This window comes from Streptomyces sp. NPDC040545, from assembly GCF_055595065.1.
The window spans coordinates 50,591-73,442 of record NZ_JBVIWA010000031.1; the positions used below are offsets into that span (position 1 = coordinate 50,591).

Sequence of the window (22,852 nt, forward strand, 5' to 3'; positions counted from 1 at the left end):
CGGTGCGGCGGCGGTCAGATGACCACCGTCTCGACTCGTGTGTGTGTGGGTGATCCCCGCTCAGCGGCGGCCGGTGGCCAGGATGACGAGGAACTGGCCGCCGCCCGCCTGGATGTCGGCGGTCACCAGCATTCCCGGTACCAATCGGGAGAACCGGTCCACCAGCCAATCCGCCGCCTCTTGGGCGTCCTTCCTGGTCGGACAACGGCCCACCATCTCGCGGCCACCCTTGCGCTCCAGCCTCTCGGCGACGGCGATCAGCGGTGCGGGTTCGACTACGTACAGGCGCTCCGGCCAGGCGATGACCACCTTGACCGCACCCTTGCGGGTGTTGCACCCGCGGTGCGCGAGCCGCTCGGCCACCTTGGCCTTCCGGTCGGCGGTCCGGCTGTCGACACTGGGCCCCCGCGGGTCGTTCACCGACTCGTCGGGGTCGACCGGTTCGTCACACACCCAGCACTGCCAGCCGTCGCGCTCGGCCACATCATCAAGGAGACTCATCCGAGCAAAGTAGCCTGCCCGGCTGCCACCCGCGCACCAGAGCCATGGGCTCGGGCGGCGTCGTCGAGGGGAGCTCCTCGTGTACGGCCGTGCGCAGGGTGCCCGCGGCCCGCAGCTGCCAGAGCTCACGCAGCCAGCGGTCGTAGAGTTCAGGCTTCCCAACGGCGATGGCCCGTATCTGGAAGCCGATCATCGAGGCGGCGCAGCGGACGAGGGGTTCGTAGGCCCGCACCGTGCCACCACCGGGCTGAAGGCCACCAGGCGGCCCCCGTCTCAACCTCTGTTTCAGGGCCACCGTGTCGGGGCAGCGCGCGGCCGGGAACGAGCAGGCACCGGCGAGGAGTGTCTGACCTCTGGGGTCCGATGGAGAACGTGCTGTCCATGCCCGCCAGCACCGTCGACGGCGTCGGTTGGATCAACGGAACGGTGACCTGGCTCCCTGGCAGTGAGCCACGGCGCCCCGGACCGGAGCGCACCGTGCTGCTGATACGTGGACGCGTCCCAAGGTGTCGGGGGCAGGCCGGCCCGCGAACAGGCTGGTCGGCGACCTGTTCAAGGAATTCTTGAAGCGCCTGGCGCTGGATCTCGGGGGTGTTCCAGGTGTACGTCGTGACCCGCTTTGGGGACGCTCACAGCCACTGTGTCGGGTCGCTGTTGGAGCATGGCTTCCGTCTCGTGCGCGGGGATGACGCCGGATTAGGGTGCCGCCGAACACCGTGCCACCGGCTGCAAACGGCGGCTCTACTTTGCCGGCTTTGCAGGTCGGCGCAGTTTGAATGTGAGGACTGCCCCGGTGAGCGCGGGCACCACGAGCGGCAGATCCGCCGTCTCGGCGTCGGGCACCTCGAGCCCTGCTCTTACCGCGCCCCGGATACACGCTCCGCGTGCTGGACGAGGTGGTCCGCCGCAGGCTGGGGACATGGCCGACCAGGCAGAGATTGCCACCCATCCCGTGTCGCTGGAGGGAGGTTGGAAGGGCACCACGCACGACCCGCTGGCCGTGGGCTCCGGCCACCTTCTGGCAGACATGCTCGGCAGCGACGCCCGTCGCCGCGACGTCACCGGTGGTTCGACACGCCCAGGCGTCTGCGGGAGGCCTGATCCGGCCCCGCCAGAGTGTCCGGTTCCGGGGCTATAGCGGCCCCTGACGCATCGGTACGCTGCCATCCCTCTGGCCCCAACACTCATCCACACGGGGCCTCTTCGACAGGGGACAAGCGTGCGATTCCGCATACTCGCGGTGGCCGCGGCCACCGCGGCAATGTTGCTGGGCGCCGGGGCACCGGCGGCAGTGGCAAGTCAGACCGCGCCGGCCGGCAGCGACGACTGCTCGTGGCCGTTCTGCGGGGTGGTCTACAACCGCAGCGGCCACACCATCCTGATCATGCGCGACGCTAGCGGTCCGAACGACTCAGACTGCACCGGTGACCTGATCGCGTACCTGCCCGACGGCCGGGCGTCCGACAAGGTCACCGGTTGGCAGGACACGGACTGTTGGACGGAGAGCTTCGGCACGCCCTGGCACCGGTTCAGCTCGCACCCCATTTGGGTCTACTGACCGAGGATCGGCTACACCTCCACACTGTTGCCTGCGGGATCGCGGCCCTGGTCCGCGAATCACCCTCCGGTTACCGCCGCCCCTCCTTTCGGGGGCCGGCCACCTCTCCGCCGTCTCACCCGGCAGAGGCCGCGCCCGAGCCCAAGGCCGTGCCCCTGGTCGGAATTCCGACCAGCAGCCTTGGCTGCCGCCCGGGAGGCGTCCCCCAGCGCCGGGCCTGGGACCGGCTGATCGAGGAGCTTGGGATCGTCTGGGGCATCGCTGACCACGGCTTCGCCGGGAACCTCGCCGTCCCGGCGCCTTGCTAGCCGGTCATCACCACCCCGGCACACCCCCCTGCAACTGGTGCGGCCACCCCCGTCCAGCTGACGCGGCCGCCCCTGTCACCTGGTCGCTCCCCCGGGCCGGACGCCCTGTCAGCGCCCCCGCCCCGCTCCCTTGGTGGGCGTGGCCTGCTGTTTGTGTGCGGGGACGGCGGCCTCGGCCGGGGCCGGCTGTCCGGGGGCCGCGGCGGTGGGGGTGGTGGAGCGGGAGCGGGCCGCCATCGGGGAGACCCACAGCCGGGACGCGGGCGCGGGGAGGGGCGCGGACGCGTGGCCCTGCTGGCCGGTCTCCCAGAGTGCGATCAGCTCTGCCTTCCAACCCTTCTCCGCAGGCCATGGAACACCCCATTCGGCGAGCTGGGCACGCGTACATCCGCCCTTGGGCGTGCGGGCGGCGTCGATCTCTTCAGGTGACGGCAGTACAGACATATGGGATCAACGGGCGACAGGACGTAGGTGTCACCCGCCGACCGGTCAGGGTGTGTCGCCGGACCAGTCCCCGCGGCGCCGCCCGCCGGGGCGCAGGTCGTACAGGGCTCGGCCGCCGGGTGCCGAACTTCCCGATCTCGGTCATCAGCGCGGCGCCAGTCTGGATCTCGTCCCGGCACACGCACCGGAGGTCGATGTCAGCCCGGGCAGGAGCCGGCGCAGAGGGAGCCGATGGTGTAGGTCCCCGCGAGATTTCCCCTGGTGCCGGCGGTGGTGCTGCCGATCCGATTCGTGTAGTTGACGCTGTGGTAGTAGTGGAACCTGCTATTGGTGCGGTTGTAGACGGACCGGGTGTTCGTGCCGGCTCGCATCCATGAACACTGGGAACGGGTGTCGGTGGAGCTCTGGGACCACTGACATTTCTGTCCGCCCCCGTCCCTCTCCGAGTAGAAGCAGATCCAGCCGGACGCGCAGTTGTCGTAGCCGCTGATCGAGACGTCGTCGGCCTGGGCCGCGGGCGCGAGTGCAAGCGCTGCACCGACGAGTCCGGTCGTTACGGCCAGGGTGAACTTTGTCCGACGGTTCATTACCCCTCCTTCGACTGAGGCGAGATTGCCGTGGCGGCCTGCACCGTCGAGGCTCGGGCTGCCACCGAGAAGTCTGGTGGGTACACCGATTGAGCGGCTACGGATGAATCAGCCAGTTCGTTGAACTTCGTTCGCGATAAGGCATGTTCGAGGCTCTTCGTGCCATCAGAGCCGGAACTCCCCATGTGAGCGGTTTGTCGTCCACCGATTCCTGAGGGGTTGTTCGTACGAGCCGGATCGGTAGTGCTCCACTTCGCACCGAGCTCAATCGGTGGTGCCACAAACGCGGGGGAGAGGTGTCAGATGCCCGTGAGCTCGGACGATGGCCCCTCGAAGGCTAGGCCGGCTGGTTGTCGGACGAGAGCACGATCATGGCTGAACCTGAAGGAGGTCTTGCCCGTCGTCGACTGCGGACCAGGAATCCCAGAGGCCAGCCCCTGGACCCCGTCAGCGTCTAGGTGTATTGCCCCGGGAGGTTGTGGACGGGTGATGCAGGTCTCGGCTGAGAGATCTTGAAATGGGTGAGGGCCTTCTGGCCTGGTGTGGATTGCGACATCTGCACCGGCGACCAGAAAGGCCCTCGTGCCCCACCGTAATGCACCCCTGACCCAGACCGGACGGCTGCGGCTGGCCCGCTGCGTGGTCGAGGACGGCTGGCCGCTCCGGCGGGCCGCCGAACGCTTCCAGGTCTCACCCACCACCGCCCAGCGATGGGCTGCCCGCTACCGGGCCCTGGGCGAAGCCGGTATGAGCGACCGCTCGTCCCGCCCGCACGCAAGCCCGCGCCGGACCCCGACCCGCACCGAACGCCGGATCATCAAGGTCCGCCTCACCCGCCGGTGGGGCCCGGCCCGCATCGCCCACCTGCTGGACCTGGTGCCCTCCACGGTCCACCGCGTGCTGACCCGCTACGGACTGGCCCGCCTGACCCACCTGGACCGGGCCACCGGCCGTGTCGTACGCCGCTACGAACGCGAGCGCCCGGGCGAACTCGTGCACGTCGACATCAAGAAACTCGGCAACATTCCCGACGGCGGCGGCCACAAGACCCTCGGCCGCCAAGCCGGCCGCAAGACCAAGACCGGCGCCGGCTACCAGTACATCCACACCGCCGTCGACGACCACTCCCGCCTCGCCTACAGCGAGATCCACGCGGATGAGAAGAAGGAGACCGCGACCGCCTTCTGGCAGCGGGCCCAGGCCTACTTCACCGCCTGCGGGATCACCGTCGAACGCGTTCTGACCGACAACGGCTCCTGCTACAAATCCCACGCCTGGCGCGACACCCTCACCGCGGCCGGGATCACCAGCTGCAGGGAGATGGCGTCCATGTTGAAGGCGACCACCATCGACCACGAAGACGGGGCCGTTCCGGGTTCCAGCCCGATGGGCGCAGTCACTCCGGCGAGCAGGCTCAGTGCCGCGATGGCGCACAGGAGAATCCAGGTGGAGCGCAGGGCGGCGAGGTGACGCCATTCGTAACGTATCGCGCGCTGCAGTGCGGTTGCCCGCGTGACCGGGTCCACGCCCGCGTCCAGGGTGGGCGTCGTCAGGCTCATGAAATCCGGAACTCCTCTTCGGCCACCGACAGGTAGTAGTCCTCCAGGAAAGGCGCCTGTTCATCGAGCCAGTGGACGGGGATGCCCCGTTCGGCCGCGAGGTCGCCGACCTGGAACCGGCTGATGCCGCGGATCTTGGCCCTGCCCTCGTCCAGGAACTGGAAGGAACCGTTCAGCCGCTCCACGGGCTCGGCGAGTTCGCCGGCACGGGGCTCTGAAGGGTGACCTCGGCGCCGAGGCGGGCCAGATCCTCGATCGAGGTCTCCGCGACGACGCGTCCTCGCGCCAGGACCACGACTCGGTCGGCCAGCTGCTGCATCTCGGCGAGTAGATGGCTGGAGACGAGTGCCGCCTTCCCTTCGTCCGCCAGCTGCCGCGGGGTGTCGCGTAGCCAGCGGATCGAGTGGGGATCGAGCCCGTTGGCCGGTTCGTCCAGGAAGAACACGGCCGGGTCGGCGAGCAGAGCCTGCGCGATCCCGGCGCGCTGGGCCATGCCCAGTGACAGTGCTTCGAGTCGCTTGTCTGCTGTGCCGGTGAGGCCCACCCGGTCGATGGCTTCGGGCACACGGCTGTCCGGTACTCCCGCACCGGCCGCGACCATGCGTAGATGGGCGGTGAGGGTGTGGCGGGGGTGTCCTGCGACGCCTCCCATGGCCACGCCGACGATCCGGGCCGGGTCCCGCCACTGGGCAAGAGGGCGCCCGAAGTAGTTCGTGGTTCCCTGGCCGGATGTCAGTCCGAGCATCAGGCGTAGTGTGGTCGTCTTTCCTGCGCCGTTCGCTCCGAGGAAACCAGTAATCACCCCTGTCGGCACGTTCAGGTGGACGTTGTCGACGATCCGCTTGCCTCTGCGCTGCCATGTCAGGCCCTTGGCGCGCACGGCGTCGGGTCGGCCGGGGTTTGTTGCCGTGGAGCTGTGCTGTTCAGGCATGGTTGAGCCAGAACAGGAGGCCGAAGGTGGCCAGCAGGGCCGCTGCGAAGACTCCCCCGACGCCCGGGCTCTCCTTGCGGGCGGCGCAGATGGCCAGCGCTGTCAGAGGTGGCAGCCAGCCGGCGAAGTAGAGTATCCAGCCGACACGGACCGCGGCGTCCGAACGCACCACGACGAAGGCCATGAAGGCGGCTGCAATGAACAGCGCCGACGACGCCCAGAGATTGCGTATGACTGTCTCACGGGTCAGGGCCACGCGTTCACCTTTCAGGACGGGGCGGGTCCTGCCCGCCGGGTGGGAGTCCGGCCCGGCGGGCAGGAGGGGGATCAGCGGGAGAGCTGGCTCACGATGTAGTCGATGAGCTCGCCAAGGGCGTAGTTCGGCACGGCATAGATGGCCCACTTCACCGGGTTCAAGTCCGACAGGCCGCTGACCCAGGCCCTGAAGCTGCCGATGCCGCCCTTCGCGGCTTCATAGGCCTTCTTCGCCAGGCCGGCCCTCTTGATGGCCTCCCACGCGGCCTTGACCAGCTTGCCGGCGCCGGCCTCCGATGCCTCGCCGTTCGAGGGGCCACCAACGGCCGCGGTGTTGCCGGCCGTGGACAGCGACAGCGAGCCCGTCGGCTGCTGGACGTCGGCCGTCTGAACCGCGGCGACGGTCCGGACCGGCGCCTCAGTGGCAGCGCTGGCCGCGGGCGCAGCGATTCCGATGGCAACAGCGGCGATCGCCGAGATCCCGGCGGCGCGCAGAGTAGTGCGCTTCACGCACACTTCTTGGTGCGTAGTCGGGGAAGAAGGCATGCAGGAGCGTCGGCGATGGTTCCAAGCAAAACCAGTGCCCCCGCGGTCTTCTTCCCCGTAATTCTCCCCGAATCCGATCCGGTTGGTCTGGCCGGGGCGTGCTCAAGGAACGTATCCCGCAGCTCTGCGTCTGATCAATTGACGAGTGCGGTGAACAGGATCACGGGTGACACGCCCCCCAATCCTTTGACGCTGCGGAATCTATGCTCATTCACCAAGTATTGCTGGGCCATCTTCGCACGTTCGGCCAACACTATTGGCCATGACGTCCGGAAAACGTCGGCGGATCCTCCACAGAGGGCAATCCAACGGGCTTTCCGACCCGGTTAAGTTGAAACGGGAATTATTTAACGAAAAGCGCCACGGCTGAAACTTGCACGCCGCGCCACGCGACTGTCGGAAAACAGTTTTTCAGTGACGCAATTCTTCCCCCGCATAACCGGATCGGTCAAGATGGCGCGATGCAGGCGACCTTGACGTCTGTCCGATTGTCCGTTCCCCCCTGCGGGCCACCCGTGCCTCTCAGCTCTTGGCGTTTCAACTGGGCTACCGTCACCGGACCAAGGTGCGGCGCTCCTCCCGTCAGCTCTGCCAAGTTCCGCCCGAGGATCACTCGCCACGCCGCCCACATGTACGGCAGGGGCAGGAGCCCCCACGACCACCTGGGGGAAGCAGTGTCTTTGACAGCCGCGCACACACGAGGAGACGGGCCGGCACGAATACCGGAGGTCGACGCCCTGCGCGGTTTCGCGCTCATGGGCATCCTCCTGGTCAACGCGCTGATAATGGCCGGTCCGTACGGCCTCGGAGCCATCGCCGATCCGGGGGCCTCAGCACTTGACCGGACCGTCGAGGGTGTCGTCCTGACCTTCGCGGTCGGCAAGTTCTACCTGATGTTCTCTTTCCTCTTCGGCTACAGCTTCACCCTCCAGCTGGCCTCCGCCGAGCGCGCCGGCACGAGCGCCGTTCCCCGGCAGCTGCGCCGCTCGCTCGGCCTGCTCGTGCTGGGCGTCCTGCACGCCGTACTCCTGTACACCGGCGACATCCTCACGACGTACGCGGTGCTCGGCCTGATCCTCATCGCCGCACGCGACTGCACACCCGGCGCGGCACTCCGCGCCGCCCGAATCCTGTACGGATGTCTCGGCGTCTTCCTCCTCCTTCTCGGCTCGGGGACCCTGTTCATGTCGGATGCCGAAACAGCCGAAGCGGACGCCGAACTCGCGGAAGGCCTGCCCGAACTCATCGCTGGCTACCGCGGCGACGCGTCGTCCGTCGTGCAGGCCAACATCGGCCAGCTGCCCGACCAGTTCCTCGCCATGCTGCTGATGAGCGGCTTCGTCGGGACGGCCTTCCTGGTCGGGCTGCACTGCGGCAAGCGGCGCCTGCTCGCCGACACGGGGAACCACCGCGCACGGATGCGCCGCATCCTCGTACTCGGTGCCGCCGTCGGCCTTCCCGGCAGCCTCTTCATGGCCCTGGCCGTCCTCGGGCCGCTCGGTCCGCGATGGTCGATCTTCGGCCCGATGGTGGGAACGGTCACGGCCCCCGCCCTCACCGCCGCATACATCTGCGGGATGCTCCTGCTGATGAAGACCGCCTGCGGCGCGCGGATCGCAGCGGTCTTCGCCCCCGCCGGCCGGATGGCCCTGACGAACTACCTGAGCCAGTCCCTGATCATGGCCCTCGTCTTCACCGGCTACGGACTGGCCCTGTACGACCGACTCAGCCCGGCCGTCGTCGTACTCGGCGCACTCGTGCTCTACGCCGGTCAACTCGCCCTCAGCAGATGGCTCACGGCTCGATACCGGTACGCCCCGGTCGAATGGCTGCTCCGCGCGGTCACCCTCGCACGGCTCCCCCACGACCGCGACCAGTCAGCAGCCTCCCGGTGAAACACACCCACCGCCTTGCGCGTCCCGCCGCAGCGGCAAGACTGGCCAGGGCGCGAAGTCGACCGGTCAGTACGGCCTGCGGTGATGGTGAAGGCCAGGAGGCGGGCCCGGCCGTCGGCCGCACGGCGGATCTTGGTGCTCAGGCCTGCACGGGAGCGTCCGCGGGCATGGTCGACTGGCTCTTGGCCCTGATGGACGCCACTGACGAGAGCATCCCTCAGCCAGAGCGCGCGATAGGCCTCCAGAGGGGACCGGAATGGCCAGCAGCGCCGGTTGCCAGCCCCTCCGGGCGCGGCTCAGGCGGTCCAGGTACTCGCGGACGGCACGGCAAGCCCGGCGTAGAAGTCGACGCGGTCCTGGGTCTGAACTTGGACGCACACGGTCAGCAGACCGGTGCGGAGGCCTCGGGATGATCCAGGACGGGGGCCAGCCCGGTCCGGACGTGGGCGGACGCTTCGGGGGTTTCTCCGTCCACTTGGAAAGATGCCTGTCACCAGCGGTTCCCCTTCGAATGCATCAGCGTCACCCGACTGCGCTGAGAGCCGCTTGCCGAGCACGCTCCTGTCACCTATTGCATGGTCGCGCACACATCGCCGCTCTGATGAACGTGGAGCGTGTCTCCCCCACGGCATATTGCGCGTTGCATTCTTTCGACCAGCATCCGGCAGTCTCGCCTAGTTGACCGATCACTAAATACTGTGGAGCGTTCGAGACATGGCTCAGACTTTTTCGGCCATAGTAGAAACCGAAATGCCGCACTCCGATCCTGCGGCCGCAATGCTTTTGCTGAGACGTCGCGCCGCAATGGGTTGAGTGGATCCTCGCCAGCGGACCAGCACCATCGGCGTCAGCGGGAAGCCCTACGGCGCCGGAGGACGGCGTAGCCGGCGGCACCTGCTGCGGTCAGAGCTGCGGCGCCGCCGAGCAGCCAGGGAGCCGACCGCCTGAGGGAACTCGCCTGGGGTGTGACCACCGGGTCCTGGCAGCCTGGTGCGGCGGTGTCGACCACCCTGTAGCGGGCCCAGATCTTCGCCGACTTGCCCTGCTCGTTCCAGCGCACGACGTAGAGCCCCGGCTGTGCATCGCACCGGATCTGAACGACGGCCGATACCAGCTTCGCACCGTGCATCACCACCGACCGCGTGAAGGCAGGGGATGACAGAGTGACCTCCCCGTCGCTTGCCATCGCGAAGCCGTCCGAGGCCGTCATCCGCTCCCCGGGCCGCACGGAACGCACGTCCCACGGTGTCGCCGGCCATCCCGAGTCCTCGGGCCAGCGCTCTTCCTGGGACACCGGCGGCAGTTCGGCCACCCGCCGTTCGCACGCCTCCCGTTCGGCCGCTTCAGCCGGTGCCACCCGGACGCTCCCCCACAGCCGGTCGATCTTGGACACGTTCTCGTCGCCGACGGGCGAGCCGAACCGCACCTCGTAGGAGCCGGGAGCGGCCGTGCAGGACACCGTCACGACTGCCGTGAGGACTCGGTCGTTCATGCGCAGGGTGCCGTCCGACACGAAGGCGGGCGAGACCACCCGGACACCGTTCCAGGCGTCCCCGGACACCCCTGCGTCGGTCGAAATGCTGATCCGCTCCCCCGGCGTCACAGGCAGCTCCGCACCACTGGGCATGGGCCGGGGCGGATCCGCGGCGGGCACCGCTAAGGCGCCGCCTGACACCCCGGACAGCAGCAGCGCCAGCGAGGTGGCCAGACCGACCCTCATCCAGTTCATGCTCATTTGAACCCTTTTCATTTCCGTTGACGATCTTTCAAACCGCTGCATAGTCTGCCCCCTCGTCGAACTGGCGGACTATTACGTCTCGTTTTCCGCGTTATCGCCTCGCTCAGGAAGTAAGTTCTTTGAGATCCAAATGGTTGACCACACTCGCTCTCAGCATCACGACCGTCGTACTCGCCGGCCCTGCCGCTATGGCCTCGGGCACTCCGGCTCCGACCGCTTCGATGCCGGCCTCCCCTTCCGCTTCTCCCTCCTTACCCCGGCCCCCGGCGGCATCTCCACCGCAGGCCACGCCGTTACCCTCGGCGTCGCCTCCCCGAGCCACTCTCCCGCCGGCTTCCCCTTCCCCCTCCCGCTCCGTCGCCCCTGAAGAGGAGTACTGGACCGCTGAACGGATGGCTCAGGCCCAGCCCGTGGACGCACAGGCAGTGAAGCCGTCCCCAGGCTCGTCCTCGCCCTCGGCCCGAGACTCGGCCGGCGCCCCCGCAGGCACTCCCACGGCGCGACACTTCGACGGTCTGCCCATGGTCGGAACGTTCTTCTTCGACGGCCAGGCCCTCAACGGCAAGAGCACCTACTGCTCGGGGAGCGTCGTACGCAGCAAGAGCAAGAGCCTGGTGCTCACCGCGCGCCCCTGCCTGCACGCGGTGGTGTGGGACGGGGTAACCGGGCTACTTCCGGCCGGCGCCGCGCGCCGGCACGCGCGCCCTGGCCTCGCGTTCGTCCCTGTCGACGGCCATCCGCCGAGCCGCCTGGTGCTGGCCCGCCGCGCGGACGCCCCCGACCCGCTCGTGGACGCGGTGGCCGCCGCCCTGGCGGACGCCCACGCTTCGGCGGACCCTCTGGTCGGTGTCCACCCCGTCGTTCCGCTCGCGCACCCGGCGGCCGTCGCCGGTGCCGAAGCCTCCCGCCCGGCCTGAGCGAAAAGCCGCACGGCGTCCTCGGACTCCGGCGGGACGGCCTCCGGATGCCGCTGCACCGGCGCCTGGGTGGTGTGAAGGGACCACCTGGGAGGATCAGTTCCTCGGACCGCGGTCCTCGGAAAGCCACGTGGTCGTGGCCCGGCGGCGGGGCTCTCAGCACCCCTTGACCAGGTCGGGCCCGGCTCCGGCAGTCGACCGGATCCGGCCTGGTGCAGCGAGAGTAGGGCCCGAGAGCCGAGGCGGTCCGCGGGCTGTTGCGGGAAGTCCTCTTCTCGGGCTGGCCGGCCTGTGCCTGGGACACACCGCGCGACGCTTCGGGCGTCTCAGTGATGAGGCTCTCGCGCTGGTGCAGTCGCTGGCGTCGCGTGCCGAGGCCGACCCGACTGACGTGGACGGTCGAGCTCTGGACGGCTATGGCGGCGTCCGGAGCTTCCTGCATCTGTGGTGAGGGGGTTCGCGGATGCCGATCAGGCGGCGTTTGCCCTGCACACGAGGGCGTTGAGGCGCTTGTCCGCGGCGTGCTTGTTCCGCCAGATGATGTAGCGGCGGATCATGCTGCCCTGGGCCTTGTGGCTCGGATGGTCGGTGCCGTCGAGGGCGAAGTAGCGCAGGGCGGTGAACTGGGCCTCGATCCGGTTGAGCCAGGAGCTGTTGGTCGGGGTGTAGGCGATCTCCACGTTGTTCGCCGCGGCCCAGGTCCCGCCCCGCTGGCACCGCTTCGTGGTCAGGTGGGGAGAGTAGTTGTCGCAGACGATCGCTATGCGTACGTCCGTCGGATGCAGCGAGCGCAGGTAACGGCAGAACTCCAGGAACTTGGAGCGGTTCTTGGTCTTCTTGATGTGTCCATAGAGCTGGTCTTTGCACAGGTCGTAGGCGGCGAACAGGTGCCTCACCCCGGTGCGGGCGGTTGCAGGTCGCCCGTCGGCGCGGCCGCGGTTCACGATCCGGGTCCTTGTGCTTGCCACCGGCTTCGGCCCGCTGTCGGCCGGGGTGGGGTTGCAGGTTGAGCGGCCCGAACTCGTCGAGGCAGAAGACGACCTCGGCTTCGCCCGGCTCGGGCAGGATCTCGCCGTCGGCGATAGCGTAGAGGTGCTCGACGCGGGCCTTCTTGACCGCGTAGTCGGGGTCCTTCGAGGTCTTCCACGTCTTTACGGGTTGAAAGGTGACGCCCTCCTCGCGGAGCAAGATGCGTAGACCTCGTGGCTGATGTCGTCGACCACCCCCTCCGCGACCAGGAAGTCGGCCGGCTTGACCAGGCTCCAGGTCGAGAACGGCAGGCCGTGCTCGACTGGCCTGGACTTGGCGATCTTCTTGATCTCACGCCGCTCGGGCAGGGTGAAGGTCCTCGGCCGGCCGCCCTTGTATTTTCGGGTAGAGCGAGACGAAGCCGTCGGCGTTGAAGTTATGGATCACATCGCGGACGCGGTCCGCGCTGGTGAACGTCACCTCGGCGATCTTGGCTACGTTCATGCCCTGCGCGGACAGCAGTACCATCTGGGCCCGCCGCCAGGTCACCACCGAGCCAGTGCCCCGCCGCACGATCCGCAGCAACCGTTGCCCCTTGTCGTCGTCGATCTCGCGGACCCGCACACGCTCAGTCACCCGGACAGCGTGATGCACAACACCGCGCCCAGATCACCTTCCAGACGCGGCGTCACACACGGCAAACCTTGGTTGACGCGGCACTAGCAGTGGCGGAGGGTCTCCGGGCCGGCTGTCGGGTGGACACCCGGATGCGGCCATGCACCCGACAGACCGCCCCAGGGCTACACCCGCTCCCCCGCCAGGGCAGGGAGTCTTAACCGCTTCTGCCGCTGCGCACCAGCGCGGCAATAGCACCAGGCGCCACAACGATCGCTGCCCCCAGCGTCGCCAGCAACACAGGCGACGGCCCTTCATAGCCGATACCCACATCCGCCGAAGCACCGAAAAGAGCCGCGACCAGCACAATCAGTACAGAGACACCCAGGACACCCCTCCCCCACGCCCTACGGGCGGAAGGACTCCGCATCGGAACCAACGCGATCAATAACCACACCACCGCGAAACCCAGCACCACGGGCAGACTGCCCATTGACCCTCCCCAAGTCACCTACAAAACAAGCTAGATGACAATGTCACGCCCCCGCCCAACGTCACCACCACCACCACCCGAAGCCTCCAGACGGCACCCAGGCCTGGACCCGCGGCAGCGGGCCAGCCGGCAGCAGTGGCGAGACTCGGGCTGGCTTCTTCTGCTGGCGCCTGCATGATGGACCGGTAGATGGGCTGAAGAACGAGTGGGGGCGCCAGGCGGCCTGGTGTTCGTCCCAGATCATGCCGAGCGCGTCGAGTTCGGCGATCCACTCCGGGTCGAGGCGGCCCGCTGCCCGGGCTTCGCGCATCGTGTTGATGAAGCGGCCCAGTTCGAAGCCGATCGGGTCGGTGTGGTCGGCGGGGACGTCGAGGTGGCCGTAGTCGTCGTGGAAGGCCTGTGCGGCGGCGAGGCCCGTTCAGCGTGAGCGGGTCAGGGGGCCGCGGGGGTTGAACGCGATCAGGTCCATGGCGCGGGCGATGCGTTCGGGGTGGAGGGTGAAGTCGAAGTGCCAGCGCTTGGCGACCAGCGTGCTCGTCTCTTTCGTCGTTGGCGGTGACCGATCTGGTCCGACGGGAGACAGGCGCTAGCCCTCCCCCGCCGCGAGAACCTGCTCCAGCAGCGCGCCGAGCTGGTCGAGTTGGGCCTCTGCGAGGGGGGCGAGTGAGCGCTCCACCTCGGCGGCGACCCTGCGCTCGCCCTCCTGCCGGATCTCTTCGCCGTGCGGGGTGAGGGCATGCCGGACCGCCCGGCCGGGGCCCGGGACGCGTTCGATGAGGCCCCGGGCCGCCATCCGGGCGGCGAGGGTACCGAACGCCTGGTCGGTCTGGAAGGTGAGCTGAGCCAGGTCGTGCAGCGAGGCGTCCGGGTGTGCGTGCAGATGGCGGAGGGTGTCCCACTGCGCGAGGGAGACGCCGAGCGGGGCGAGGGTGGCGGTCAGCGCGCGGTGGTGGCGGTTCTGGAGGCGCTTCACGGCGAGCGCGACCTGCTGCGGGGTCCGGGTCACGGGATTCAGGCTAGCGCAAACCCAGCCTGCTGATCTAAGGTTGCTTATATAAACATGTTGATTAGCGAGCCCCGACGCGGCCGCAGTTATCCCCCGGGAGACCCCATGAACGCCACCGCCCCCGTCCCGTTCACCGTCAAGGAGACCGGCTCCGGCCGCCCCGTCCTGCTGCTTCACGGCGGCGCCGGGCCCGCCTCCATGCGGCCGTTCGCCGCGCTCCTGGCCGAGCGCCACTCCGCCCGGGTACTGCTCCCCACCCATCCCGGCTTCGACGGCACCCCACGCCCCGCCACCCTGGACGGCATCCGCGCGCTGGCCGCTGCGTACACCGCGCTGCTGGCCGAGCGCGGGCTGACCGAGGTCACCGTGGTGGGCAACTCGATCGGCGGCTGGATCGCCGCCGAGATGGGCCTGCTGGACGAGGGGCGGATCGCCGCCTCCGTCATCCTCAACGGCGTCGGGATCACCGTGCCCGGCCACCCGCTCGCCGACTTCTTCGCGCTCCGCCCCGACGAGGTGGCCGCGCTCTCCTTCCACGACCCGGCCCGCTCCCCGCTCGCCGCCGCCGACCGGTTCACCCAGGCCCAGCGCGCCACGATGGCCACCAACCGCGAGACCCTGTCGACGTATGCGGGCCGGGAGATGGCCGACCCGACCCTGGCCGAGCGGCTGGCGGCGACCCGCGTGCCCACCCTGGTGGCTTGGGGCACCGCCGACCGGATCGCCTCACTGGGATACGGCGAGGCGTACGCAGCCGCCATCCCCGGCGCCGTCTTCCGACCGCTGGCCGACACCGGACACCTCCCGCAACTGGAGACGCCGGAGACGGTGCTCGCAGCCGTCGCAGAGTTCACCACGCCCTAAGGGCTGTCTGATGATTGATCTTGTGGCAGGTCGAGGCGAGTTGACGGACGCGGCGTGGGAGCGGATAGAGCCCTTGTTGCCGCAGGTGGACGGGCGTGGCCGTCCGTGGCGTGCTCACCGGCAGGTGGTCAACGGTGTGCTGTGGCGGTTGCGGACCGGGGCTCCGTGGCGTGACCTGCCGGACCGGTACGGGCCGTGGCAGACCGTCTACGAGCGGTTCGCCCGCTGGGAGGCGGACGGCACGTGGGCGAGGCTGTCGGAGCATGTGCAGGTCCGCGACGACGCGGTGGGCCGGGTGGAGTGGACCGTCGCCGTCGACTCCACGGTCAACCGGGCCCACCAGCACGCCGCCGGCGCACGTAAAAAGGGGCCGCGGACGGGGACGAACTGGAAGATCCGGGCCGCTCGCAGGCGGGCCAGGCCCTCGGCCGGTCCCGAGGCGGGCTGACCACCAAGGTCCACCTCGCCGTCGACGGCCGGGGCCTGCCCCTGTCCATCGTGCTCACGCCCGGCAACGTCAACGACGCCACCGCCTTCGCCCAGGTCCTCGACGGGATCCGCATTCCGAGAGCCGGCACCGGCCGCCCGCGCACGACCCCGACCCGGCTCCTGGGCGACAAGGCCTACTCCAGCCGGGCCATCCGGCACCTGCTGCGGCGCCGCGGAGGCCGACCGCCCGCATTCGACAAGGAGATCTACCGCGACCGCAACGCGGTCGAACGATGCTTCGCACGCCTCAAACAGTTCCGCGCGATCGCGACCAGGTTCGACCAGCTCACCGACCGCAACCACGCCGGAGGCATCCTGGTCTCCCTGATCCTCTGGCTCCGGGAACCAGCCAGATGATCATTTGTCAGACAGGCTCTAGGGCCGGGAGGCCGGTGCTCCTCGCGCTGGCATCTGCGGGGTTGGCCAGCTCGTCCCTGTCTTCAAGGTCGAGAAGCCTGGCCCGACCCCGACCCCGACCCCGACCGCCCAAACTCAGGCCGATATGGATCCGTTCGTTCTGGGCTACGAGGGTCCCGGCTCCCGAGCAGCGGGCGTCGGGCTGAAGCCGGAGCCGAACGACATGGCTCTCTGCACCAGCACGGAACACACCGTGTAAATGTCCTTCAACGCCGACCGGCCGGTCCTACTTCATCCGCATCCACGGGCGGATGGCAACGTACGGGCTCCTGCTCCAGCTCGCCGAGCTGGTCCACGAAACCGTGCAGCCAACGAGCCAACCATCAGCCTGAGAGCGAGGCGGGGCTTGCGCACTCCACCACGGAACGTCGGGCCGACCGCTGCGCCGGAGAGTTTGACCCTCTGACGGAAGAAGTTCAGGGCGCGATCATCTCGCCTTCTTGCGTGATGTGAAATATCACATCACACAAGGCGGGTTGATGGCCCGTCACGCACCGACGAAAACACAAAGGAGAGCACGTCCCCATGAACCGCTTAGCCCTTCTCGCGGTCGGCGTTGCCGGCCTGACCGTTCTGGCCGCCGGCCCGGCCGCCGCGACCCCCGAGGCCGCCGCCGACCAGACCGTGACCACCTGCGGGAACTCGGGCCTCCAGGCAGGCCTGCTCACCCGGCTGTGCGCGGAGGTCACCGGTAACGCGGTGCAGTTCTATGGCAGGGTCAGCCTCGCCGGGCCGCCCTCTCCCGGAAGCCCGACGCCGGCCGCAAAGGAGCTGTCCACCACGCTGTCCGCCGAGGTCGTGGGCGCTGGCGCCCCGCCCCTCACGCAGTACAAGCCTGTCGTCTTCACCGCCACGACGCTCGAGGTGCGCGGCCCGGCGAGCACCGTCCCCTGTGGCACCACGGTCCGCGGCACGTTCGGCGTGGCCTCCTTCCCCTGGACACCCCAGCCGGTCGTGCACGACGTCACCCTCACCTGCTGACGCCCCGCCGCGTCGGCGACTCGCCCAAGCGGGTCGCCGACGCGGCCTCCACCCGCGCTGCCGCCACGCAACCGGCCCCAGGCCCGCTCCACACGGCAACCTGCCCCGCCCGGCTCTCACCTGGACTGCCACCTCTCATTCGAGTCCTCGGGTCCCAGCTGGATGCCTGTCGATGGGCGGCCGACTTCAGCCAACAGGGCCGATGTTGTGACGCGTGGTGTCACCTGTCCTGCGCGGTCAGGAGCATGACCAGGGCCTTGGAGTAGGTCGTCCCGAGCCCGGTGGCCACGCAGCGCGGCCAACGGCGCGTCCTCGGCCGTGACGTTCAGCCGGTCGGCCATCTCGACCGGCCAGGCCCAGTGCGCACAGCCCGTTGACGACGAGCACCGCCACTCGACCCGGAGACCAGGGTCCAGGAGCTGGTCACGCTGAGGTGGTCGGCTGGCATCAGGGCCGGGCTGGTCCGGGGCCTGATGTGCTACCGCCACACCGGTGACCTCGGAGACGGCTTCCTTCCCCCCTCCGCGGGCCCCGTTCCTCGACCGCGCTGCCCCGTTCCGGTGAAGTCCGGCCGTCCTCGGCGAAGTTTGCCCACGTCGCTTCTAGGCTCTGGGCCGCTTTCACCATCCTTCTACCGAACGGAATACCAGCATGGCCGAGCAGGCCGACCTCATCCTCCACGGCGGCGACATCGTCACGCTCGCGGAGCACGGAGACGAACGGGGCGAAGCGGTGGCCATCAAGGACGGCACCATCGTCCTCGTCGGCCCCGAGCAGGAGGTGCTGGAACGCTGGCGCGGCCCGCACACCGTCGTGCGGGACCTCGGGGGCCGCGCCCTGCTGCCCGGGTTCATCGACGCGCACGGACACCTCGGAGGCATCGGCCTGCAGGCCGTCATCGCCAACCTGCTCGCCGACCCGGACGGCGACGTCACCGACCTCGCCGCTCTGAAGGACAAGCTGCGCTCCTGGGCTGCGGGCCCGGTGGGTGCGGACTCCGATTGGATCATCGGCTTCGGGTACGACGACGCGATGCTCGCCGAGGGCCGGCACCCCAACCGCGACGACCTCGACGAGGTGTCCACGGACCGCCCGGTGCTCGCCATCCACCAGTCCTTCCACCTCGGCGCGGTGAACAGCCTCGGCCTGAAGCGGCTCGGCTACTCGGCCGCCACACCCGACCCCGAGGGCGGGGTGATCCGGCGGCGCGAACTCGCCGTCCCGCCCTCGTACGGCGAGCCCGACGGCGTGCTGGAGGAGAGGGCGTTCACCCCGGCCTCGGACCTGGCGCTCGTGGGGCTCCCGGAACGGGAGCTGCTGATGCTGTTCGCGACGGGCGCGGCCACGGCGGCGAGCTTCGGCTTCACCACCGTGCAGGAGGGCGGCACCACCCTCGCCAACCTCAAGGCGCTGCGGGACACGGCCGCCGCCGTGCCGCTCCCGGTCGACGTGGTCGCGTACGTGAAGGCCGATGAGGCAACCGCATCCACGCTCGACGACCCGATCGGGGTGAGTGACGAGTACGTGGACGGCGTCCGCGCGGCCGGCGTGAAGCTGGTCCTGGACGGCTCGCCGCAGGGGCGCACCGCGTGGCTCACCGAGCCGTACCTGACGCCGCCGCCCGGACAGCCCGATGACTACTGCGGGTACCCGGCAGTGCCGGACGACGCGGTGGTGGCCAAGCAGATCGCTACGGCGGTCGAGCGGGACTGGCAGGTCCTGGCGCACGTCAACGGCGACGCGGCGATCGACCAGTTCCTCAAGGCGGTCGAGGCCGCCGGGCCGGGCCGGCGGCCGACCGTGGCGATCCACGCGCAGACTGCCCGCGAGGACCAGGTCGACGTGTTCGCTCGGCTGGGAATCCTGCCGTCCTTCTTCTCGATGCACACCTACTACTGGGGCGACTGGTACCGCGAGACCGTCCTCGGCAAGAAGCGGGCGGAGAGCATCTCCCCCGCCCGCTGGGCACTCGACAAGGGCCTGCGCTACACCTCGCACCACGATGCCCCGGTGGCGCTGCCGAACTCGATCGCCGTGCTGTCCAGCCAGGTGACCCGCCGCACCCGCAGCGGCCACGTCCTCGGCCCCGACCAGCAGGTCTCCGCCCTGGACGCGGTTCGCGCGATCACCATCAACGCCGCCCACCAGTACGGCGAGCAGGACCGCAAGGGCAGTATCGAGGTCGGCAAGCTCGCGGACCTGGTCATCCTCAGCGCGAACCCGTTGACGGTCGACCCCGAGCAGATCCGCGACATCAAGGTGATCGAGACCATCAAGGCCGGCACCACCGTCCACCCGCCCGCACCCACCGACCAGGCCTGCGGAACCCCCTCGACCGCACCCGCCCCGCAGTGGGGCTGCTCCTGCTGAATCGGCTCGCCCCTGCCCCACCACGCCCGGCGGCTGCGGCCGCCAGGCATCCAGACGTCGCTGCGGCCAGCCGCTGCCAGTCACACTTGGTAGAAGCTGTACACGGAGGACTTGAAGCCGTCGGAGCTGCCTCCGCTCCACCTTCCGATCGGTGCGGCCGGAGTGCCGGCGCCCCCGCCACGGTCGTCGGAGAGGCCGCCGCCCGACACACCACGACCGTCGTTCCCACCCGCACCGCCCCCGCCTCCTCGGCAACACCAAGGTGCTCACTCCTCGACTCGCGGCGACCGTCCGTTCCAGGGCGGTTAGTCTCGGGACATGCGGATCTCCGTTTCCTCGGACATGGACGAACCCGTGGCTCGCGCACTCCTCGGTCAACTGCGCGACCGCGGACACGATGTGGTGACGTACGGCGCGCTGAACCCCGGCGACGATCCACAGTGGGCAGCCTGCTCGGAGGCGGCGGCCCGCGAGGTCGCCGCCGGGAACGCCGACCAGGCCGTCGTGTGCTGCTGGACCGGTACGGGCGCGTCGATCGCCGCGAACAAGGTTCCCGGCGTACGCGCAGCCCTGTGCACGGACGCCTACACGGCGGACGGTGCGCGCCGCTGGAATGACGCCAACGTGCTCGCGCTCAGCCTGCGCCTGACCTCGGAACCGCTCCTCAAGGAGATCCTCGACGCCTGGTTCGCCGCCGAGGCGAGCACGGACGCCGAGGACCGCGAGAACGTAGCGCGCGTCAAACGGCTCGACGACACCAGCACCACACCCTGAACGAACTCGGCGAGCCTCCAGCCGTGTACGCGGGGTCTCGTTGGCGAGGTGCGTGCGGACGACGGCCGCCAACTCGGTGACAGCGCCTCGGCCGACGCCATCACGGCCGTCGGGCTGGCCCGCGATGGATTCCTGGACGCTGGTGGCGGTGGCCGGCACGGCCAGGAGCGGCCGCATCCAGGCGCCTCGCCAGGTTGGAGTCGATTCGCGGGTGAGGCGGCGGGTCATCAGGGCGATCATCGCGATGTAGATCATGGCGGTGGAGCGGGCAGGGAGTCCTTCGTAGTCGCGGGCGCCAAGCGGCGGAGGTGCATGAGCCGGCCCAGGGTGCGCTCGCCCACCCACCTGCGGGGGAGGACGGTAAAGCCTTTGGTGCCCGGGGTGCGGCGGACGACGCCGAGGTCGAGCCGAGGCGGGGCGGGGCGGCGTGGTCGACGAGGTATGCGCGGTAGCCGCGGTGTCAGTCGTGCGGGGCAGCTCTCCCCGGCGGACTTCCCGGACGACCGGATCAGTGCCCGAGGTGGGGAGGCCCGTCGGTAAGGGCGTGCTGGCGTGCTCGGAGGTAGGCGGTCCCGTCGGTGGCGGCGCGGCGGCGCCCCTGGACGGCCGTGATCGGGTGGAGGCCGAGCAGCGGGCCGAGGACCGCGGGCGGGAGGTCGCACGCGCGGGCCACCAGGGCGGTGGTCCGGGCGGGCCGGTTGGGGATGTGACGGGCGGCCAGGCGTCGGCTGAGGGCGGCGGCGGAGATGTTGGCCGGTACTCCCGGCTACTCCCGGCCCGGGAGTCCGGCCACCCCGCGGAGGACGATCCGCTCGAACTCCGATCAGAACTTCTGGAGGGGAAGGCGTTTGAGGGAGGGCGGCCGGGACAGACGCGTGGACACCGGAAGCGAACACCTCGCGGGTGGGGCGCTTCCGGAGCGGGCCCCGCCGCATGCCGCCCTTCCCCCCGGCGTCATGCGGCAGGCCCGCCCGCACGACGGGCTGCCGCCCGGATCCGTACGGCACCCCGACGCCCCGTCCCGGCCTCCTCCCCGGCCGGGACGGAGCGTCCGGCGAACCCCCGGCGCCGGCGCTCATACCGCCGCCCCCGGGCAACGGACCCGACGGCAGCAGCCCAGCACACACCACGCAGGCACCCCTCCAGTTCGCACGTCCAACCGCACTCAACCGGCAACCGCCGCGGTCGGTGCCGCGCACCATGCCCGCGTCTCACCACGCGCGGGTGCCCGCCCCCACCGGGGCCCCACCGAAATCAATGTCGGTGAGTTCGGGAGTCACCGGGCGCCGCGGCCATGGCTGCCTTCCCACCCCGCAGCCGGGGGCCACACCATCACCGGCGCAGCGCGCCGGGGCTGGCGGGCTGTGTCCTTGCTCTCGCCACGCTCCTCGGCGCTCTCCTTGATGTGCTCGTACTGCCGTTCCCTCTTCGGCCTGGAACCACGAGGCATGACAACCCTCCTCGGCTCGTGGTGGGGTCTCGGCCGTGTTGCGCCTTCCTGCGCCGGCCACCTCATTCAGCGCGCTCGTCCGCAGGCAGCTGCGCACCGGCCTTCCGGTGTGTCCCTTCCTTGCCGGCACGCTCCACACGGGCCGGGTCGGCGGGCGGGCCGGCGCCGGGGCCCGTCCGGGACGGGACTCCCGGCGGGCGGCCGTGCTCGTCCACGGCCGCTCCCTCATCGGGAAGCAGCCCCGGGCGCGGGTCGTGTTTCTTGGCGTTCATGATCGACTGTCTCTCCGTCAGGGGCGGGGCGGGGCCTGCCGACCGGCCTGGGCTTCGGGGCCGTAAAGGCCATGGGGTCAGCTCTCGGTGTACTGGACGGCCTCGTGCAGTGCCTCGGGGGCGCAGGGCTGGCCCATGAGGATGCACAGGGTGAACAGGCAGTCCTCGAAGGCACGGCGTGTTTCGGGGTCTGCGGGCGCGGCGGTCAGGCGCAGGCGGGCCTCGAAGAACCGGCCGAGGGCTTTTTCGGCGTCCTCCCGCAGCGGCAGCAGGTACGGGCCCGATGCCGAGGACGGTGCGGGGTCCGGGGTGCGGGCCGTGTGGACGGCCTGGCGCAGTGCCCGCTCGGGGCGGGCCGGGACGGGTTTGCCTCGGGAGGCGTCGAGTACTGCGGCGGCCAGGGCGGTTTCGGGCAGGCCGGACCCTGCGGCAGCGGCGGACAGGATGCGCTCGGCCTCGCGGGCCGTGGCCGGGGTCGTCGCCATCAGCGTGCCCACAGCCCGCTGGACTGCCCGATCGGACGGCACGGGTGTGGCGGGGGTCCCGGGAATGGGGTGGGCTCCGGGGCCCCGTGCGAGGGGGGCGGGGGCGGGGGCGGGGGCGGTCATGGGGGGTCACCTGCTTTCGGGCGGGTGCGTTCAGGTGAGGAGGGGGCGGGTGTCGGTGAGGTTCAGGAGCCGCTCGACCCGTCGGCCGGCCGCCGTGACGTGCAGGCTGCGTCCGGCCTGGAGGGCCGCGTGGCGGGCGGTCAGGAGGGTGTTGAGGCCGGCGCAGTCGCAGAAGGTCACCCGCTCCAGGTCCACGAGCAGGGTCGCGCCGTGGGAGACGAGGGCGGCCAGGAGGGCCTCGCGGAGGAACGCGGCGTTGTCGAAGTCGATCTCGCCGCTCACCACCACCTGAACCGTCCCGGGCA

General features: G+C 69.8%; 19 protein-coding genes and 6 pseudogenes. 9 read left to right on the top strand and 16 right to left on the bottom strand.

The features are described from left to right. Positions 1–60: 60 nt before the first annotated feature. A complete protein-coding gene (locus tag ACZ573_RS35980; RefSeq protein ID WP_471312688.1) occupies positions 61–501 on the bottom strand; it encodes a hypothetical protein in 441 nt (146 codons plus the stop codon). A 1,219-nt stretch (positions 502–1,720) separates the two neighbouring features. Between ACZ573_RS35980 and ACZ573_RS35985 the strand changes: the two genes are divergently transcribed. Further along, a complete protein-coding gene (locus ACZ573_RS35985; protein WP_471312690.1) occupies positions 1,721–2,059 on the top strand; it encodes a hypothetical protein in 339 nt (112 codons plus the stop codon). Between the two features lie 416 nt (positions 2,060–2,475). On the opposite strand, the gene ACZ573_RS35990 is transcribed toward ACZ573_RS35985, so the two are convergent. Further along, positions 2,476–2,811 carry a hypothetical protein gene (locus ACZ573_RS35990; RefSeq protein ID WP_471312692.1) on the bottom strand — a complete coding sequence of 112 codons (336 nt, stop codon included), beginning with the start codon at positions 2,809–2,811 and terminating at the stop codon, positions 2,476–2,478. A gap of 197 nt (positions 2,812–3,008) precedes the next feature. Then, positions 3,009–3,398, bottom strand: coding sequence for a peptidase inhibitor family I36 protein (locus ACZ573_RS35995; protein WP_471312694.1), 390 nt, complete (start codon positions 3,396–3,398; stop codon positions 3,009–3,011). Between the two features lie 582 nt (positions 3,399–3,980). Between ACZ573_RS35995 and ACZ573_RS36000 the strand changes: the two are divergent. Continuing rightward, a pseudogene (locus ACZ573_RS36000) lies at positions 3,981–4,715 on the top strand (IS481 family transposase); the annotation flags it as partial. Between the two features lie 238 nt (positions 4,716–4,953). Here ACZ573_RS36000 and ACZ573_RS36005 read toward each other — a convergent pair. The 4 genes from ACZ573_RS36005 to ACZ573_RS36020 all read right to left on the bottom strand — a co-directional run bounded on the left by ACZ573_RS36005 (position 4,954) and on the right by ACZ573_RS36020 (position 6,653). After that, positions 4,954–5,142 carry a hypothetical protein gene (locus ACZ573_RS36005; RefSeq protein ID WP_471312696.1) on the bottom strand — a complete coding sequence of 63 codons (189 nt, stop codon included), beginning with the start codon at positions 5,140–5,142 and terminating at the stop codon, positions 4,954–4,956. Next, on the bottom strand, positions 5,130–5,888 hold the full coding sequence (locus ACZ573_RS36010; protein ID WP_471312698.1) for an ABC transporter ATP-binding protein: 759 nt from the start codon (positions 5,886–5,888) through the stop codon (positions 5,130–5,132). Before ACZ573_RS36010 ends, ACZ573_RS36005 begins: the two co-directional genes overlap by 13 nt. Next, positions 5,881–6,144, bottom strand: coding sequence for a hypothetical protein (locus ACZ573_RS36015; RefSeq protein ID WP_471312700.1), 264 nt, complete (start codon positions 6,142–6,144; stop codon positions 5,881–5,883). Before ACZ573_RS36015 ends, ACZ573_RS36010 begins: the two co-directional genes overlap by 8 nt. A 71-nt stretch (positions 6,145–6,215) precedes the next feature. Further along, positions 6,216–6,653 (bottom strand): hypothetical protein, encoded by a 438-nt coding sequence (locus tag ACZ573_RS36020; protein ID WP_471312702.1) that lies wholly within the window; start codon positions 6,651–6,653, stop codon positions 6,216–6,218. Positions 6,654–7,363: 710 nt separating this feature from the next. Between ACZ573_RS36020 and ACZ573_RS36025 the strand changes: the two genes are divergently transcribed. Further along, on the top strand, positions 7,364–8,584 hold the full coding sequence (locus ACZ573_RS36025; RefSeq protein WP_471312704.1) for a DUF418 domain-containing protein: 1,221 nt from the start codon (positions 7,364–7,366) through the stop codon (positions 8,582–8,584). An 847-nt stretch (positions 8,585–9,431) separates the two neighbouring features. Here the strand turns inward: ACZ573_RS36025 and ACZ573_RS36030 are convergent. After that, positions 9,432–10,313, bottom strand: coding sequence for a hypothetical protein (locus tag ACZ573_RS36030; protein ID WP_471312706.1), 882 nt, complete (start codon positions 10,311–10,313; stop codon positions 9,432–9,434). A 530-nt stretch (positions 10,314–10,843) separates the two neighbouring features. On the opposite strand from ACZ573_RS36030, the gene ACZ573_RS36035 reads away from it, so the two are divergent. Further along, positions 10,844–11,239: a hypothetical protein gene (locus ACZ573_RS36035; RefSeq protein WP_471312708.1), complete on the top strand. Its 396-nt coding sequence runs from the start codon at positions 10,844–10,846 to the stop codon at positions 11,237–11,239. A 470-nt stretch (positions 11,240–11,709) separates the two neighbouring features. Here ACZ573_RS36035 and ACZ573_RS36040 read toward each other — a convergent pair. The 3 genes and pseudogenes from ACZ573_RS36040 to ACZ573_RS36050 all read right to left on the bottom strand — a co-directional run bounded on the left by ACZ573_RS36040 (position 11,710) and on the right by ACZ573_RS36050 (position 14,322). Next, positions 11,710–12,844: pseudogene (locus ACZ573_RS36040) on the bottom strand (IS630 family transposase). A 533-nt stretch (positions 12,845–13,377) separates the two neighbouring features. Continuing rightward, positions 13,378–13,671: pseudogene (locus tag ACZ573_RS36045) on the bottom strand (helicase associated domain-containing protein); the annotation flags it as partial. Between the two features lie 231 nt (positions 13,672–13,902). Then, entirely contained in the window at positions 13,903–14,322 is a 420-nt protein-coding gene (locus ACZ573_RS36050) for a MarR family winged helix-turn-helix transcriptional regulator (RefSeq protein WP_351161944.1), read from the bottom strand. 105 nt (positions 14,323–14,427) lie between these two features. Between ACZ573_RS36050 and ACZ573_RS36055 the strand changes: the two genes are divergently transcribed. The 5 genes and pseudogenes from ACZ573_RS36055 to ACZ573_RS36075 all read left to right on the top strand — a co-directional run bounded on the left by ACZ573_RS36055 (position 14,428) and on the right by ACZ573_RS36075 (position 20,217). Then, a complete protein-coding gene (locus tag ACZ573_RS36055; protein WP_471312710.1) occupies positions 14,428–15,186 on the top strand; it encodes an alpha/beta fold hydrolase in 759 nt (252 codons plus the stop codon). A gap of 22 nt (positions 15,187–15,208) precedes the next feature. Next, a pseudogene (locus tag ACZ573_RS36060) lies at positions 15,209–16,054 on the top strand (IS5 family transposase). A gap of 563 nt (positions 16,055–16,617) precedes the next feature. Next, a complete protein-coding gene (locus tag ACZ573_RS36065) occupies positions 16,618–17,073 on the top strand; it encodes a hypothetical protein (protein ID WP_471312712.1) in 456 nt (151 codons plus the stop codon). A gap of 651 nt (positions 17,074–17,724) precedes the next feature. Then, positions 17,725–19,443, top strand: coding sequence for an amidohydrolase (locus ACZ573_RS36070; protein WP_471312714.1), 1,719 nt, complete (start codon positions 17,725–17,727; stop codon positions 19,441–19,443). A 318-nt stretch (positions 19,444–19,761) separates the two neighbouring features. After that, positions 19,762–20,217, top strand: a complete 456-nt coding sequence (locus ACZ573_RS36075; protein WP_471312716.1) for an RpiB/LacA/LacB family sugar-phosphate isomerase — start codon at positions 19,762–19,764, stop codon at positions 20,215–20,217. A 183-nt stretch (positions 20,218–20,400) separates the two neighbouring features. Here ACZ573_RS36075 and ACZ573_RS36080 read toward each other — a convergent pair. From ACZ573_RS36080 to ACZ573_RS36100, 5 genes and pseudogenes are all read right to left on the bottom strand, one after another. After that, a pseudogene (locus ACZ573_RS36080) lies at positions 20,401–20,671 on the bottom strand (IS5 family transposase); the annotation flags it as partial. 54 nt (positions 20,672–20,725) lie between these two features. After that, positions 20,726–20,890 carry a hypothetical protein gene (locus ACZ573_RS36085; protein WP_471312718.1) on the bottom strand — a complete coding sequence of 55 codons (165 nt, stop codon included), beginning with the start codon at positions 20,888–20,890 and terminating at the stop codon, positions 20,726–20,728. Positions 20,891–21,571: 681 nt separating this feature from the next. Then, positions 21,572–21,667, bottom strand: a pseudogene (locus ACZ573_RS36090) (plasmid stabilization protein); the annotation flags it as partial. Positions 21,668–22,016: 349 nt separating this feature from the next. Next, positions 22,017–22,424: a DUF5133 domain-containing protein gene (locus ACZ573_RS36095; protein ID WP_471312720.1), complete on the bottom strand. Its 408-nt coding sequence runs from the start codon at positions 22,422–22,424 to the stop codon at positions 22,017–22,019. A gap of 153 nt (positions 22,425–22,577) precedes the next feature. Beyond that, a partial coding sequence (locus ACZ573_RS36100; RefSeq protein WP_471312723.1) for an STAS domain-containing protein occupies positions 22,578–22,852 on the bottom strand: 275 nt, incomplete at its 5' end.

What these genes read in the sequence shown, in the direction of transcription:
- ACZ573_RS35980 (WP_471312688.1), bottom strand. Translation starts at nt 501, where the DNA reads ATGAGTCTCCTTGATGATGTGGCCGAGCGCGACGGCTGGCAGTGCTGG.
- ACZ573_RS35990 (WP_471312692.1), bottom strand. Translation starts at nt 2,811, where the DNA reads ATGTCTGTACTGCCGTCACCTGAAGAGATCGACGCCGCCCGCACGCCC.
- ACZ573_RS35995 (WP_471312694.1), bottom strand. Translation starts at nt 3,398, where the DNA reads ATGAACCGTCGGACAAAGTTCACCCTGGCCGTAACGACCGGACTCGTC.
- ACZ573_RS36010 (WP_471312698.1), bottom strand. Translation starts at nt 5,888, where the DNA reads ATGCCTGAACAGCACAGCTCCACGGCAACAAACCCCGGCCGACCCGAC.
- ACZ573_RS36030 (WP_471312706.1), bottom strand. Translation starts at nt 10,313, where the DNA reads ATGAACTGGATGAGGGTCGGTCTGGCCACCTCGCTGGCGCTGCTGCTG.
- ACZ573_RS36035 (WP_471312708.1), top strand. Translation starts at nt 10,844, where the DNA reads ATGGTCGGAACGTTCTTCTTCGACGGCCAGGCCCTCAACGGCAAGAGC.
- ACZ573_RS36055 (WP_471312710.1), top strand. Translation starts at nt 14,428, where the DNA reads ATGAACGCCACCGCCCCCGTCCCGTTCACCGTCAAGGAGACCGGCTCC.
- ACZ573_RS36065 (WP_471312712.1), top strand. Translation starts at nt 16,618, where the DNA reads ATGAACCGCTTAGCCCTTCTCGCGGTCGGCGTTGCCGGCCTGACCGTT.
- ACZ573_RS36070 (WP_471312714.1), top strand. Translation starts at nt 17,725, where the DNA reads ATGGCCGAGCAGGCCGACCTCATCCTCCACGGCGGCGACATCGTCACG.
- ACZ573_RS36075 (WP_471312716.1), top strand. Translation starts at nt 19,762, where the DNA reads ATGCGGATCTCCGTTTCCTCGGACATGGACGAACCCGTGGCTCGCGCA.
- ACZ573_RS36095 (WP_471312720.1), bottom strand. Translation starts at nt 22,424, where the DNA reads ATGGCGACGACCCCGGCCACGGCCCGCGAGGCCGAGCGCATCCTGTCC.